This is a genomic window from Glycomyces tarimensis, from assembly GCF_054776215.1.
The window spans coordinates 268905-282942 of sequence record NZ_BAAHCB010000001.1; the positions used below are offsets into that span (position 1 = coordinate 268905).

Here is a 14038-nt window from a genome sequence, read left to right on the forward strand (position 1 = left end):
CGAACATGCCGTTCTCGGTCTCCACCAGGTCGAGCCGCTGCAACGACTGCTGCCCGAGCCCGTCCAACAGCTCCTCACCGGAGTCGAGGGCGGCTTGGAGCTCGTCGAGCTGGGCGTGCACGTCCTTCACCGTCGCGTGAATGCAGTACTCGGCGATCAAGTGCTCCGGGGTGGGGCAGAGGATGTCCGCGTCGAACGGGGAAGGGACCGGTTTGCGGTAGGGAGTCCTCGCGTAGACGCGGAGGGCCTTGGTGGCGTCCAGGCGGCGTACGGCTGCCGCGACTCGGTCGATGCGCGCGGCAGCGGAGGTGGCGGTCTGGGCGAGGACGGTGAACTTACCTGCGGTGCGGGCGATGGCGGCGAGGTCGGCGGCGACGCGGAGGTGGAAGTCGAAGGTGGCGACCAGCCACTCCCGCAAGGCCGAGAAGCCGTCGCAGTCGCGGTGGATATTCCACGCCTTCGCCTCGATCACATCAGCGAGCACTTTGGCATGGGCCTGGTTGATCATGGCCGCAGCTTCGTCAAGGTGGGTGTGGATCGCCGCTGCCCGCTCGGTCCGCTCGGTCCTGCTGGGCTTCGTGCTTGCTTTGGCCATCTGACACCTCCTTGAGGTCTCGTACGAACCTGCTGTTTCCGCCGGTTCGTGCTATACCTCTATTCTCCCAGGTCACAAGACCCCTGTCATCACCCATTAGGGTGGGAAAACACTCACGTTTCCGGCCCGCCAGCCACCAACCGCCCTGCGCTGCAAGCGAAACCGGAAACAAAGGAACCGCCCTGGCCGTGCAGAGGCACATCCCACCGGCATGCCCGCCGACCCAACCTCCACAAAGAACCCAGGTCTTCGTCGCCGCCCGCTTGAAGCCGCATTCACACGGACCCGGAAGCCGAAGAGCTGTCCGCACCTACCCGCCCCCCCCGCGTGGCGATCCGCATTCCTCCCTCGTTCGGGCTAGGCTCGTCCGATGTCGATCTCGGATGCCAAAGCCCAACTGCTGCAAGCCGTCGAGCAGGGCGAAGAGGCCGCCCGTATGGCCCGTGAACTCATGTCCAAGGCCGAAGAGGCGGCGGGCACGACCGCGAGCGCGGCCGAGGACAGCGCCCACGACAAGCCCGGCGAGGCGATCGGCCTCTACCAGCAGGCGCGCGAGAAGGCCGAGGAGGCCGCGCAGTCGCTGACGGCCGCGAACGCCGCCGTCCAGGACTACATCGGCGCGATCTGACCCCGATTGTCGGTGGTTCGCGGGACCATTGAGGCGACGAAGGGAGCCTCACCATGCCGACATGGGACGATGTCGTGGCGATCGCGAAGCGGTTTCCGGAGGTCGAGGAGACCACGAGCTGGCAGACGCCGTCGTTGAAGGTCAAGGGCCGGTTCTTCGCCAGGCTGCGCACCGAGGCCGAGGGCGGTCTCGCGATCGTGTGCGACCCGAGCGAGAAGGCCGCGCTGCTGGCCGCTGCCGATCCGGCGTTCTTCACGACGCCGCACTACGACGGGTACGCGATGATCCTGGTCGACCTCGATCGGATCGATCTCGAGCGGCTGGAGGACCTTGTGGAGGACGCCTGGCAACGCAAGGCGCCGGTGCGGGTCCGCAAGGCCTTCGAGGCCGCCCGCTGACGGCGGTTCGCGGCCCGTCCTGCCTCGGGCCGCGAACCGTCCCCGCTCACGCCTTGAGGCAAGCTCCAGACCTGAACCGTCTCCGTGCCGGAGCCGTCGGTCCCCATGCCGCCGGGACTGTCGCCGGGCCGAGGCCGCCGAGGGCCTGCCCGCTTCGCGCGCGACGCGGCTGAGGACGGCGGCGATGACGCTCGTGACCGGCAAACCCTGGTCGCCGAGGAGGATCGTGCCGTCGTCGATGCGGCGCTTGGGATTGGGTTCGTACCGCTCGGGCTTGCTGCGTCCATGTGGTGGACGGCGTCTGAACCGACGACCTATACCGCGACTGCAGTGAGCAGCGTCTCCCTCTCCACCGGAGGCAGGCGAGGCCGGACCCGTGCGGGTCCGGCCTCGATGTCGTTGCGGCGCTGGGTATCACACGATGATGCCGGCGGCGACGGTGCGGTTGTCGGATTCGTCGATGACGATGAATCCACCCGTCAGCCGGTTGCGGCGGTAGTCGTCGCACAGCAGCGGCTTGGTGGTGCGCAGGGTGATGCGGCCGATCTCGTTGAGTCTGAGTTCGGTGGCGCTCTCGTCGCGGTGGAGCGTGTTGACGTCGAGCTGGTACTGGACGTCCTTGACGACGGCGCGCACGTCCGCCGTCGTGTGCTTGATCGCGTACTTGCCGCGCAGGCGCAGCGGTTTCTGCTCGTCCATCCAGCAGACCATCGCCTCGACGTCCTGGGTGACGCGCGGCTGGTTGCCGGGGCGGCACAGCATGTCGCCGCGGGAGACGTCGAGCTCGTCTTCGAGGCGGACGGTGACGCTCAGCGGCGGGAAGGCCTCTTGGAGGGGTCCGTCGGCGGTCTCGATCGAGGCGATCTTCGAGGTGAAGCCGCTGGGCAGGACCATGACCTCGTCGCCGGGCTTCATGACCCCCGAGGCGATCTGGCCGGCGTAGCCGCGGTAGTCGTGGTTGTCGTTGGAGTGCGGCCGGATGACCTGCTGGACCGGGAAGCGCACGTCGACGAGGTTCCGGTCGGAGGCGATGTGGACCTTCTCCAGGTGGTGCAGCAGGCTCGGACCCTCGTACCACTTCATGTTCTCGGAGCGCTTGACGACGTTGTCGCCCTTGAGCGCGGAGATCGGCACGACGGTGAGGTCGGGGATGTCGAGCTTGGTCGCGAAGGCGGAGAACTCCTGCTCGATGCGCTTGAAGGTGTCCTCGTCGTAGTCGACCAGGTCCATCTTGTTGACGCACAGGACCATGTGGGGCACGCGCAGCAGCGAGCACAGGAACGCGTGGCGCCGCGACTGCTCGACCAGGCCCTTGCGGGCGTCGACCAGGATCAGCGCGAGGTCGGCGGTCGAGGCGCCGGTGACCATGTTGCGCGTGTACTGGATGTGGCCGGGCGTGTCGGCGATGATGAACTTGCGCTCGGGCGTCGCGAAGTAGCGGTAGGCCACGTCGATGGTGATGCCCTGCTCGCGTTCGCTTCGCAGGCCGTCGGTGAGGAGCGCCAGGTCGGTGTACTCGTCGCCGCGGCCGGCGGAGACGGCCTCGACGGCGTCCCACTGGTCGTCGAACAGCGTCTTGGTGTCGAACAGCAGCCGCCCGATGAGGGTGGACTTGCCGTCGTCGACACTGCCGGCGGTGGCGAAGCGCAGCAGCTCGGTGGCCTCTTCGGGCGCCTCGGGCGCGAAGGTCTGAGCTTGCGTCATTAGAAGTACCCTTCCCGTTTGCGGTCTTCCATCGCGGCTTCGGAGGTCTTGTCGTCGCCGCGGGTGGCGCCGCGCTCGGTGATGCGGGTGGCGGCGACCTCGGCGATGATCTGGTCGACGGTGCTCGCGTCGGATCGCACGCCGGCGGTCAGGGTCGCGTCGCCGACGGTGCGGTAGCGGATCTTCTCGGTGAAGACCTGCTCGCCGTCCTTCGGCTGGATGAAGCGGTTGACCGCGTAGAGCATCCCGTCGCGCTCGACGACCTCGCGATCGGCGGCGAAGTACACCGGCGGCAGCTCGATGCCCTGGTCGCCGATGTAGCGCCACACGTCGAGCTCGGTCCAGTTCGAGAGCGGGAATACCCGGATCTGCTCGCCGGGGTGGACCCGGCCGTTGTACAGGTTCCACAGCTCGGGGCGCTGGTTCTTGGGGTCCCACTGGCCGAAGTCGTCGCGGAAGGAGAAGACGCGCTCCTTGGCGCGGGCCTTCTCTTCGTCGCGGCGGGCGCCTCCGAAGAGGGCGTCGAACTGGTACTTCTCGGCCGCCTCGAGGAGGACGGGCGTCTGGATGCGGTTGCGGGTGCCGTCCGGCGGCTCGGTGACCAGACCGCGGTCGATCGCGTCCTGGACGGAGGCGACGAGGAGCTGGATGCCGGTCTGGGCGACCCTGCGGTCGCGGTAGTCGATGACCTCGTCGAAGTTCTGCCCGGTGTCGACGTGCATGACCGGGAACGGGATCGGCGCGGGCGCGAAGGCCTTCTGCGCCAGGTGGAGCATGACGATCGAGTCCTTGCCCCCCGAGAAGAGCAGCACTGGTCGCTGACAGGTCGCGGCGACCTCACGGAAAATGAAGATCGCCTCCGCCTCCAGCGCGGCGAGATGGCTGACGCGGTAGTCGCTCACCGGCGCAACACTCCTCTCAGCAGGACCCCTGCAGGGGTTCGGTTCGTCATGGCGGCCCGGCGCGCCTGGTTGAGCCGGGCCGGTGTCAAGCCGCTCCGTTGACCGCCGCGAGCAGCGGCTCGGCCAGGTCGGGGCGGCAGACCAGCAGGTCTGGCAGGTATGGATCGGGGTTGTTGTACCGCAGGGGACTGCCGTCGATCCGGGTGGCATGCCAGCCGGAGGCGAGCGCTACGGCGACCGGAGCGGCCGAGTCCCACTCGTACTGCCCACCGGCATGCACATAGGCGTCCACCTTACCTTCGACGACGGCCATCACCTTCGCTCCGGCCGATCCCCACGGGACGAGGGTGGCGTCGAGGGCCGCGGCGGCGGCCTCGGCCTGTGCCGGGGGCCTGGTGCGAGACACGGCGATGCGCGGGCGGTCGAGCAGGGAGCCGGGCACTCCATAGGCCTTGTCGGTGCGCAAGGTCACACCTTGCGCGGGCAGGGCGACCGCGGCGGCGGTGAGGCCGAGGTCGCGCTGCCACAGGCCCACGTGCACGGCCCAGTCGTCGCGGCCGGCCTCGGAGTACTCGCGGGTGCCGTCGAGCGGGTCGATGATCCAGACCCGGTCGGCATCCAGACGGGCGGTGCCGCTGCGTCCCTGTTCGCCCGCGGCCTCCTCGGAGAGGACGGCGTCGCCGGCGCGTTCGTCGGCGAGGCGGCCGAGCAGGAAGTCGTTGGCCTCCTTGTCGCCGGCGTCCTTGAGAGCGCGGGCGTCGTCGAAGCCGAGTTCGGCGCGGAGCTTGAGCAGCAGCTCCCCTGCGCCGGTTGCCAATGCAGCCGCGAACGCCACGTCGGCTTCGGAGGCGGCCTCCGGAGTCGCGGTAGGGGCTTCGGTCATAACGGGCAGTCTACGCTGCGTCACAACGCCGTCCAAATGGTGGCGGCGTGATCCCGGTGGATGGGAGATGCCCTCGGATGCTAATAGGCTCCGCGGGGCCTCAGGATCGCGGTGACCGTGCGCAGCAGGATCACGAAGTCGAGCGAGAGCGTCCAGTGCTCGACGTAGCGCAGATCGAGACGCACCGCCTCCTCCCACGGCAGGTCGGAGCGGCCCGAGACCTGCCACAGGCCCGTCATACCCGGCTTGACGACCAGGCGGCGGCGCATGTCGGCCTCGTAGGCGGCGACCTCGGTCGCCAGCGGCGGGCGCGGCCCGACCAGGCTCATGTCGCCGCGCAGCACGTTCACCAACTGCGGGAACTCGTCGATCGAGAAGCGCCGCAGATACTTGCCGACCGGGGTGATGCGCGGGTCGTCCTCCATCTTGAACAGGACGCCGTCGGTCTCGTTGAGGTGCGTCAGGTGGGCCAGACGCCGCTCGGCGTCGGTGTACATGGTGCGGAACTTCCAGATGGTGAACGGCTGTCCGTCCTTGCCGATGCGCTCCTGCTTGAAGACCGCCGGCCCCGGGGAGGTGCAGCGGATCAGGAACGCCGCGCCCAGCAGCAGCGGCGCGAGCATGAACAGCAGGAAGGCCGCGCCGAGCTTGTCGACCGTGCCCTTCGCCCAGCGGCGCACGCCGGTCAGGTTGGCGTGGTCGAGGTGCAGCATCGGCAGGCCGTCGACCGGGCGCACCGTGGTGCGGTCTCCGGCGACGTCGACGAGCGCCGAGGCCACGATCAGGTCCACTTCCGACCGCTCGAGCTTCCACGCGAGGCGGCGAAGCGCCTGTCCGTCGATCTCGGGGCACGAGAGGACGATCACGGTGTCGGCGCGCTCGGCGGCGACGGCCTCGCCGATGCGATCGAAGGTCCCGCGGACACGGGTGTCGAACTCCAGCAGCGCGCCTTCGGCCCGCTCGGTCGGCAGACAGGCCGCGACCACGTTGAGCCCGTGGTAGTGCTCGCGCCGCAGCTGCACGATCAGCGCGGCCACGGAGGACTCGTGGCCGACCAGGACGACGCGCTTCATGCACCTGCCCTGGCGCCGCATCCGGTGCAGCCATTTGCGCCAGGCGAAGCGCGCGGCGATGGAGGCGAAGGCGGCGGTCGGGATGGCGATGAGCACGAACACGCGCGAGGTCGGCAGCTCCAGACCGTAGGAGACGAGCGCGACGACGGCGGTCAGGGCGACCGCGGCGTGGACGACGCGCTGGTACTCCTCGGTGCCGACGAACAGGTACCGGCTCTCGAACGCGCGGGACAGCCCGAGCGCGGCGAGCCACGCCGCGGGCATGGCGATCAGGGCGAGCACGTAGAGCTGGCTGTGGTCGTTCAGGCCGCCGAAACGCGCGAAGAAGGCGACCGCGGCGCCGATGAAGCCGGCGGCGATGTCGCTGCCGACGATCCCGGTGAAGTATTTGCGCTGCCAGGCCGGCGGGGCGCTGAATCGGCGCCCCTGCTGCTGATTGATCGAGTAGACGTGCCCGCCGGTCCCGGCCTGTCGCAGATCTCCACGTGCCTCTGTTGCCGTCACATTCGATCTAACGACCGAGGGAACAAAGAGTGACGCCGCGGCTACTTTGCGACGTTGAAGATGTTCTGGGCCGGTTCGACGCCCTTCTCGATGACGGCCTCGACGGCGTCGGCGGCCAGCTCGATGTTCAGATCGAGCTCGGCGCGCTCGGCCTTGGAGAAGTCCTTGAGGACGTAGTCGGCGGCGTCCTGGCGGCCCGGCGGGCGGCCGACGCCGAACCGCACCCGCGCGTAGTCCTTGGTGCCGAGGTGCTTGGAGAGCGAACGCAGGCCGTTGTGGCCGCCTTCGCCGCCGCCGCGCTTGATCCGCAGCTGCCCGTAAGGGATGTCGAGCTCGTCGTGGACGGCGATGACCGATTCGGGCGCGACGTTGAAGTACTTCGCGAGCGGACCGACGGCCTCGCCGGCGAGGTTCATGAACGTCAGGGGCTTGACGAGGATGACGCGAGGCCCGCCTATCCCCAAGCGGGCCTCGCACATCTCGGCGCGGGCTTTGCGACTCACGGCGAAACGACCGCCGACGCGCTGGGCGAGCACGTCGGCGATCATGAAACCGACGTTGTGACGGTTCGCGGCGTACTTCGGCCCGGGGTTGCCCAGGCCGACCACGATGGTCGAGGAGTCGGTCATGTCCTTAGTATTACTCTGCTTCGGCTACTCGGCCGGGGCGGCTTCGCCCTCGGCTTCCTCTTCCTCGGTCTCCTCGGCCGCGGCCTCGGCGCGCGGGACGGTGACCGAGGCGAGGACGGTCTCGGGGTCGGTCAGCAGCGTGACGCCCCTGGGCACCTGGATCTCGGCGGCGGTCCGCTGCGATCCGACGGCCAGTCCTTCGAGGGAGACCTCGATCGACTCGGGAATGACGGTGGCTTCGGCCTCGATGCTGAGCGAGTCGACCTCGTGGACGACCAGGCCGCCCTTTTCGACTTCACCCGTCCAGTGGACGACCACGTCGGTGGTGATCTTCTCACCGCGGCGCACGATCAGCAGGTCGGCGTGGACGATGTCGTCCTTCAACGGGTCGCGCTGGAGGTCCTTGGGAATGACCAGCTCGCGGCTGCCGTCGGTCACCTCGATCTCGATGAGCTGGTTGAGGCCGCCCTTGCGGAGGATGGCCGCGAACTCAAGCGAGGGAAGAGAGATGTGACGAGGCTTCTCGCCGTGGCCGTAGACCACGGCCGGAACCTTTCCAGCCCGGCGTGTACGGCGCGCACCGCCCTTCCCGAAGTCAGTGCGAGGCTCTGCGCTGATACGAACTTCGGACACGGAAATACTCCCCTGGTTCTCAGAAAATTCTCGCGGCGCTCGACGCTCACGTCGGCATCAGAAGGACAGAACAGTCCTGCGTTAGACCTACGCCTTTGCGTCGATAACGGCGCCCATTTGGAGGACACCCTCGCCGTCGGCAACCCCACAAGCCTACTACGAGCGTTCATCCGCGCTTCTCACGGGCGTCGATGTGTGATCCTCACGGTGAAGCTTGCGAGCCGTACATTGGCACCGCGTCGAAGCCCGCGAGCCGTGGACATGTCAGGAGAGGCCACCGAACAGGGTGGTGACCGAGCCGTCGTTGAAGACCTCCCAGATGGCCTTGGCGACCAGCGGGGCGATGGACAGGACGGTGATCTTCTCGAGCTCGGCGACCTTCTGCGGCAGCGGGAGCGTGTTGGTGACGATGACCTCGCTGACCGGGGCGGCGGCGAGCCGCTCGGCCGCCGGGTCGGACATGATCCCGTGGGTGGTGGCGATGACGATGTCCTCGACGCCCTCCTCCTGGAGGAGCTCGGCGGTCGAGCAGATCGTGCCGGCGGTGTCGATCATGTCGTCGATGACCAGGCAGGTGCGGCCGTCGACGTCGCCGACGACCCGATTCGCCACGACCTGGTTGGGCTTGAGCGGGTCGCGGGTCTTGTGCACGAAGGCGATCGGGCAGCCGCCGAGGCGGTCCGACCAGCGCTCGGCCAGGCGCACGCGCCCGGTGTCGGGTGAGACGACGGCCATCTGGCGGTCGGCGTACTTCTCCTCGACGTAGCGCGCGAGCGTGCCCATCGCGAAGAGGTGGTCGACCGGGCCGTCGAAGAAGCCCTGGATCTGGGCGGTGTGGAGGTCTACGGTGAGGATGCGGTCGGCGCCGGCGCACTTGAACATGTCGGCCATGAGGCGCGCGGAGATCGGCTCGCGGCCGCGGTGCTTCTTGTCCTGGCGCGCGTACGGGTAGAAGGGCAGCACCACGGTGATGCGCTTGGCCGAGCCGCGCTTGAGCGCGTCGATCATGATGAGGGTCTCCATGACCCATTCGTTGATCGGCGCCGGCATGGACTGCACCACGAAGGCGTCGCAGCCGCGCACGGACTCCTGATAGCGGACGAACAGCTCGCCGTTCGCGAAGGAGTAGGCGCTCATCGGGGTCGGCGCGACCCCGAGGTGCTTCCCGATCTCCTCCGCCAGCTCCGGGTAACCGCGCCCGGAGAACAGCATGAGCATCTTGGAGTTGACAGCGGACATGCTCGCCATGGCGTTGGATCCCCCATAGGTCTTCACCTGAACCTCGACGGTTCAAGTGTCTCCTGCCCGAACAAGCGGCGCACACCGACGGGGGTGTTAAATGTGCCGTTACTCTCCGGCAACTTCTTCATCTTTGAGCGCACGCTTCGCAGCCTCATCGGTGACGGTGCCGGCGCGGTTCTTGGCCACCCAGCCTTCCTTGTTGGCCTGGCGGCCGCGGGCGATGGCGAGCTCGCCGGGGGCGACGTCGGCGTTGATGGCCGAACCGGCCGCGACGTAGCTGCCGTCGGCGATGTCCACCGGGGCGATGAGGACCGAGTCGGAGCCGACGAAGGAGCCTTCGCCGATGGTGGTCTGGTGCTTGGCGACGCCGTCGTAGTTGGCGATGATGACCCCCGCCGAGACGTTGGCCTTGGCGCCGATGGTGGCGTCGCCGACGTAGGACAGGTGCGGAACCTTGGCGCCGGGGCCGATCTCGGACTTCTTGACCTCGACGTAGGCGCCGACCTTGGCGCCCTCGCCGAGCTTCGCGCCGGGGCGCAGGAAGGAGAACGGGCCGACGGTGGCGTTCTCGCCGACGGTGGCCTGGTCGGCGTGGCTGCGCACGACCGTGGCGCCGGCCTCGACGATGGTGTCGTTCAGGGTCGTGTCGGGGCCGATCTCGGCGCCCATGTCGACGGCGGTGGCGCCCTTGAGCTGGCATCCGGGACGGATGAGCACGTCGGGGGCGACCTTGACGGCGGCGTCGATCCAGGTGGTCTCGGGGTCCTCGATGGTGACGCCCGAGCGCATGAGCTCGGTGTTGATGCGCCCTTGCAGGATGCGGCGCAGCCCGGCGAGCTGGGCGCGGTCGTTGCAGCCGAGGACCTCGGTGGGGTCGTCGACGACGACGGCGCCGATGGGCTTGCCGGCCTCGCGGGTGAGCTCGAGGACGTCGGTGAGGTACTCCTCGCCCTGGTCGTTGGCGGTGGTGATCCGCGCGAGCTGCTCGCGCAGGGTCTCGGCGTCGAAGGCGTAGGTGCCGGAGTTGATCTCGCGGATGGCGCGCTCGTCGGCGTCGGCGTCGCGGTGCTCGACATTGCGCAGGACCTCGCCGTCGGCGTCGCGGACGATGCGCCCGAAGCCGGTCGGGTCGTCGACGACGGCGGTGAGGACGGTGGCGGCGTTGCCGGCCTTCTCGTGGGTCTCGACGAGCTGGTTGAGGGTGTCCGACCGCAGCAGCGGGGCGTCGCCGCAGGCGACGATGACCGTGCCGGTCAGGTCCGGGGTCGCCTCCATGGCGATGCGGACGGCGTGCCCGGTGCCGAGCTGCTCGGCCTGGTGGACCGTCTCGACGTCGGGAGCGTGCTCCTCGAGGTGCGCGGCGACCTGGTCGGCCGCGGCGCCGACGACGACGATGCGCCGGTCGGGCCTGATGGCCTTGGTACTGCGGAGCACGTGGCCGAGGAGGGTCCGGCCCAGCAGCTCGTGGAGGACCTTGGGTTTCGCGGACTTCATCCGGGTGCCGAGACCTGCGGCCAGGATGATCGCCGAACGCTCACTGCTCATGATGGGCAATCCTAATCGGTGACGGTGCGGTGAACCGCGATGGCCCACCTGTGTCCACCATTACCAAATCGTTACCGCTGAAACGTTTTTCTCTGCCCCTCGAGACTTGTGCGACCTTCGTCACTCGTCATATGTTGCTGACAGCAACAAATATCGGAGGTACCTCTCTCATGACCATCTTCAGAACCACAGCAGCGCTCGCCGCCGCCTCAGGCCTCGTCATCACGGCCGCCGCCTGCGGCGGCGGCGACGACTCGAGCGGCGACGAGGACACCCCGCTCATCGGCGTGATCCTCCCCGACTCCGCCTCATCGGACCGGTGGGAGACCGCCGACCGGGCCTACCTCGAGGCGGCCTTCGAGGCGGCCGGCGTCGACTACGACATCCAGAACGCCCAGGGCAGCCGCGAGGACTTCCAGACCATCGCCGACCAGATGCTCACCAGCGGCGTCAACGTCCTCATCACCGTCAACCTCGACTCCGGGACCGGCGCCACCGTCATCGAGAACGCCAAGGACCAGGGCGTCGCCACCATCGACTACGACCGCCTCACCGAAGGCGGCGGCGCCGACTACTACGTCAGCTTCGACAACGAGGCCGTCGGCCGCCTCCAGGGCGAGACCCTCGTCCAATGCCTCGAAGGCGTCGACACACCGCTGGTCGCCGAGCTCAACGGCTCCCCCACCGACAACAACGCCACCCTGTTCAAGAACGGCTACGACTCCGTGCTCGACCCGCTCTACGAATCCGGCGAGTTCGAGAAGGGACCCGACGAGTGGGTGCCCGACTGGGACAACGCCCAGGGCGGCACCATCTTCGACCAGATGCTCACCGACACCGGCGCCCAGATCGACGGCGTCCTGGCCGCCAACGACGGGCTCGCCCACGCCGTCATCACCGTCCTGGAGCGCAACGGCCTCAACGGCACCGTCCCGGTCACGGGGCAGGACGCCACCCTCCAAGGCCTCCAGAACATCCTCACCGGCGACCAGTGCATGACCGTCTACAAGGCCATCGAACAGGAGGCCAACGCCGCCGCCGACCTCGCCGTCGCGCTCGCGAACGGCGACCGGCCCGAGACCGAGTTCTCCGTGACCGACCCGGTCAGCGAAGCCGACGTCCCCGCGGTCCTGCTCGACCCCGTGCCGATCACCACCGAGAACATGCAGATCGTCCTCGACGACGGCTACATCGCCTACGACGACCTGTGCGCCGGCGACTACGCCGCCCTCTGCGACGAAGCCGGACTCTCCGAGTAAGGACCCCGACAAGTGCTGCTCGAACTCTCCCGCATCTCCAAGAGCTTCGGCCCCGTCGAAGTCCTCTCCGAGGTCGACCTTGCCATCGACGCCGGCGAGGTCTGCGCCCTCGTCGGCGATAACGGGGCCGGCAAGTCGACGCTGGTCAAATGCATCGCGGGCATCCACGCCATCGACGGCGGCACCATCGCCGTCGAAGACCGGGTGCGCGAGATCCACGGCCCCCGCGACGCCGCCGCCCTCGGCATCGAGATCGTCTACCAGGACCTCGCCCTGTGCGACAACCTCGACGTCGTCGACAACATGTTCCTCGGGCGGGAGAAGCGCCATGGCGTCGTCCTCGACGACGACGCCATGGAGCAGCTCGCCGCCGAGACGCTCGACTCCCTGGCCGTGCGGACCATCCGCAACCTCCGCCAGACCGTCGCCAGCCTCTCCGGCGGCCAGCGCCAGACGGTCGCCATCGCCAAGGCCGTGCTGTGGAACTCCAGGCTCGTCATCCTCGACGAACCGACCGCCGCCCTCGGCGTCGCCCAGACCAGGCAGGTCCTCGAGCTCATCCGACGCCTCGCCGACCAGGGCCTGGCCGTCCTGTACATCAGCCACAACCTCAACGACGTGTTCGCCGTGGCCGACCGCATCGCCACCCTCTACCTCGGCCGCATGGCCGCCGTCCTCGACGCCGCCGACACGACCCAGTCGCAGGTCGTCGAGCTCATCACCAGCGGCCGGTCCGGCACCGTCGGCCTCACCGAAACGAACGGAGTCCGGCAGTGACCGCGAATCTCCAGACCCGCCCCGAGCCCGAGGCCGAGACCGAGCGCGGCGCCGTCCGGTCGGTCGTCGACCACGCCCGCGGGTACGTCGTCAAGGTCCGCGGCGGCGAGGTCGGCGCGCTGCCGGCCGTCGCCGGGATCGTCGCGCTGTGCGCCGTCTTCGGCTTCGTCGAGCCGGTGTTCCTGTCCGTGGGGAACCTCGCCAACCTCTTCGGGCAGGGCGCGGCCGTCGCCTGCATCGCGATGGGGCTCGTGTTCGTCCTCATCATCGGCGAGATCGACCTGTCCGCCGGGTATGCCTCGGGGCTGTGCGCGGCGATCATGGCGGTGCTCCTCACCGACTGGGGCATGCCGTGGCCGGTCGGCATCGGGGTGGCGATCGTCTGCGGCGCGATCATCGGGCTGACGCTGGGGACGCTCGTCGTCAAGCTCGGGGTGCCCTCGTTCGTGGTGACGCTCGCGGCGTTCCTGGCGTTCCAGGGTCTGGTGCTCATCGTCCTCAAAGAGGGGACCAACATCACCATCGACAACGAGGTCGTCAAGGCCATCGCGGGCGGCAACCTCACCCGCTGGCAGGGGTGGGCGCTGCTGGCGCTGACCGTGGCCGCTTACGGGGCGCTCCAGTTCTCGCGCTGGCGCAGGCGGGCCGCCCGCGGTCTCGTCCACGACCCGTTCCCGGTGGTGTGCGCCCGCGTCGGAGCGCTCGCGGCGCTGCTGACGGCGACGGTGTTCCTGCTGAACATGGAGCGCTCGGCCAACCCGCAGCTCGTGTCGCTCACCGGCGTGCCGATCGTCGTGGTGGTGCTCGGATTCCTGTTCGTGGTGTGGTCGTTCGTGCTGCACCGCACCAGGTTCGGGCGGCACCTGTACGCCGTCGGCGGGAACGCCGAGGCGGCCTTGCGGGCCGGCGTCGCGGTCGACCGGGTTCGCATCGCCGCGTTCGTGATCTGCTCCTCGATGGCGGCCGTCGGCGGCATCGTCGCGGCGTCCCGGGCGGCGTCGGTGGACCCGAACACCGGTGGTTCCAATGTGCTGCTGCTTTCTGTCGGGGCCGCTGTGATCGGCGGTGCTAGCCTGTTCGGTGGCAAGGGAACGGTACGTGCGGCCCTGCTTGGAGGGGCGGTTGTGGCGATCATCAACAACGGCATGGGGCTCATGGGCCTGAGCGCCGGGGTTCGTTTCGGGGTGACCGGGGCGGTGCTGCTGCTCGCGGCCGCCGTCGACGCGATGTCCCGCGGCCGGGGTTCGCTCTTCGGCAGGCATTGAC

14 protein-coding genes are annotated in these 14038 nt (G+C 68.7%); 5 read left to right on the plus strand and 9 right to left on the minus strand.

Features of this window, described 5'->3' with window-relative positions; all coding sequences use genetic code 11:
- The coding region (locus tag ACYVK3_RS01260; protein WP_460495415.1) for a hypothetical protein at positions 1-595 on the minus strand (595 nt) is incomplete at its 3' end.
- A gap of 370 nt (positions 596-965) precedes the next feature.
- On the opposite strand from ACYVK3_RS01260, the gene ACYVK3_RS01265 reads away from it, so the two are divergent.
- Both ACYVK3_RS01265 and ACYVK3_RS01270 read left to right on the plus strand, forming a co-directional pair.
- Positions 966-1223 (plus strand): hypothetical protein, encoded by a 258-nt coding sequence (locus ACYVK3_RS01265; protein ID WP_460495416.1) that lies wholly within the window; start codon positions 966-968, stop codon positions 1221-1223.
- 53 nt (positions 1224-1276) lie between these two features.
- The gene (locus tag ACYVK3_RS01270; RefSeq protein ID WP_460495417.1) at positions 1277-1621 is read left to right on the plus strand and encodes an MmcQ/YjbR family DNA-binding protein; all 345 of its coding nucleotides are present in this window, start codon (positions 1277-1279) and stop codon (positions 1619-1621) included.
- A 414-nt stretch (positions 1622-2035) separates the two neighbouring features.
- Here the strand turns inward: ACYVK3_RS01270 and ACYVK3_RS01275 are convergent, their stop codons facing one another.
- From ACYVK3_RS01275 to glmU, 8 genes are all read right to left on the minus strand, one after another.
- Positions 2036-3325, minus strand: coding sequence for a sulfate adenylyltransferase subunit 1 (locus tag ACYVK3_RS01275; protein ID WP_460495419.1), 1290 nt, complete (start codon positions 3323-3325; stop codon positions 2036-2038).
- A complete protein-coding gene (gene cysD / locus ACYVK3_RS01280; RefSeq protein ID WP_460495421.1) occupies positions 3325-4227 on the minus strand; it encodes a sulfate adenylyltransferase subunit CysD in 903 nt (300 codons plus the stop codon). The genes ACYVK3_RS01275 and cysD overlap by 1 nt, the downstream gene beginning before the upstream one ends.
- A gap of 85 nt (positions 4228-4312) precedes the next feature.
- Positions 4313-5110, minus strand: a complete 798-nt coding sequence (locus ACYVK3_RS01285) for a 3'(2'),5'-bisphosphate nucleotidase CysQ (RefSeq protein ID WP_460495422.1) — start codon at positions 5108-5110, stop codon at positions 4313-4315.
- An 80-nt stretch (positions 5111-5190) separates the two neighbouring features.
- The gene (locus ACYVK3_RS01290; RefSeq protein WP_460495423.1) at positions 5191-6687 is read right to left on the minus strand and encodes a sugar transferase; all 1497 of its coding nucleotides are present in this window, start codon (positions 6685-6687) and stop codon (positions 5191-5193) included.
- A gap of 41 nt (positions 6688-6728) precedes the next feature.
- Positions 6729-7316, minus strand: coding sequence for an aminoacyl-tRNA hydrolase (gene pth, locus ACYVK3_RS01295; protein WP_460495425.1), 588 nt, complete (start codon positions 7314-7316; stop codon positions 6729-6731).
- A 24-nt stretch (positions 7317-7340) separates the two neighbouring features.
- On the minus strand, positions 7341-7949 hold the full coding sequence (locus ACYVK3_RS01300; RefSeq protein ID WP_460495426.1) for a 50S ribosomal protein L25/general stress protein Ctc: 609 nt from the start codon (positions 7947-7949) through the stop codon (positions 7341-7343).
- Between the two features lie 264 nt (positions 7950-8213).
- Entirely contained in the window at positions 8214-9197 is a 984-nt protein-coding gene (locus tag ACYVK3_RS01305; RefSeq protein WP_460495427.1) for a ribose-phosphate diphosphokinase, read from the minus strand.
- Between the two features lie 99 nt (positions 9198-9296).
- Positions 9297-10736, minus strand: a complete 1440-nt coding sequence (glmU, locus tag ACYVK3_RS01310) for a bifunctional UDP-N-acetylglucosamine diphosphorylase/glucosamine-1-phosphate N-acetyltransferase GlmU (protein WP_460495428.1) — start codon at positions 10734-10736, stop codon at positions 9297-9299.
- Positions 10737-10906: 170 nt separating this feature from the next.
- Here glmU and ACYVK3_RS01315 point away from each other — a divergent pair, with 170 nt between their 5' ends.
- Genes ACYVK3_RS01315 through ACYVK3_RS01325 form a run of 3 tightly spaced genes read left to right on the plus strand, consistent with a single transcriptional unit; the run spans position 10907 to position 14037 of the window.
- The gene (locus ACYVK3_RS01315) at positions 10907-11995 is read left to right on the plus strand and encodes a sugar ABC transporter substrate-binding protein (RefSeq protein WP_460495429.1); all 1089 of its coding nucleotides are present in this window, start codon (positions 10907-10909) and stop codon (positions 11993-11995) included.
- A gap of 15 nt (positions 11996-12010) precedes the next feature.
- Complete coding sequence (locus tag ACYVK3_RS01320; RefSeq protein ID WP_460495603.1) at positions 12011-12772, plus strand: ATP-binding cassette domain-containing protein; 762 nt, start codon at positions 12011-12013, stop codon at positions 12770-12772.
- Complete coding sequence (locus tag ACYVK3_RS01325; RefSeq protein ID WP_460495430.1) at positions 12769-14037, plus strand: sugar ABC transporter permease; 1269 nt, start codon at positions 12769-12771, stop codon at positions 14035-14037. The genes ACYVK3_RS01320 and ACYVK3_RS01325 overlap by 4 nt, the downstream gene beginning before the upstream one ends.
- Position 14038: the final 1 nt, after the last annotated feature.

Excerpts from the sequence above, each read along its gene's own strand:
- ACYVK3_RS01275 (WP_460495419.1), bottom strand. The coding sequence starts at position 3,325 with ATGACGCAAGCTCAGACCTTCGCGCCCGAGGCGCCCGAAGAGGCCACC.
- ACYVK3_RS01270 (WP_460495417.1), top strand. The coding sequence starts at position 1,277 with ATGCCGACATGGGACGATGTCGTGGCGATCGCGAAGCGGTTTCCGGAG.
- glmU (WP_460495428.1), bottom strand. The coding sequence starts at position 10,736 with ATGAGCAGTGAGCGTTCGGCGATCATCCTGGCCGCAGGTCTCGGCACC.
- ACYVK3_RS01265 (WP_460495416.1), top strand. The coding sequence starts at position 966 with ATGTCGATCTCGGATGCCAAAGCCCAACTGCTGCAAGCCGTCGAGCAG.
- ACYVK3_RS01285 (WP_460495422.1), bottom strand. The coding sequence starts at position 5,110 with ATGACCGAAGCCCCTACCGCGACTCCGGAGGCCGCCTCCGAAGCCGAC.
- ACYVK3_RS01305 (WP_460495427.1), bottom strand. The coding sequence starts at position 9,197 with ATGGCGAGCATGTCCGCTGTCAACTCCAAGATGCTCATGCTGTTCTCC.
- ACYVK3_RS01315 (WP_460495429.1), top strand. The coding sequence starts at position 10,907 with ATGACCATCTTCAGAACCACAGCAGCGCTCGCCGCCGCCTCAGGCCTC.
- pth (WP_460495425.1), bottom strand. The coding sequence starts at position 7,316 with ATGACCGACTCCTCGACCATCGTGGTCGGCCTGGGCAACCCCGGGCCG.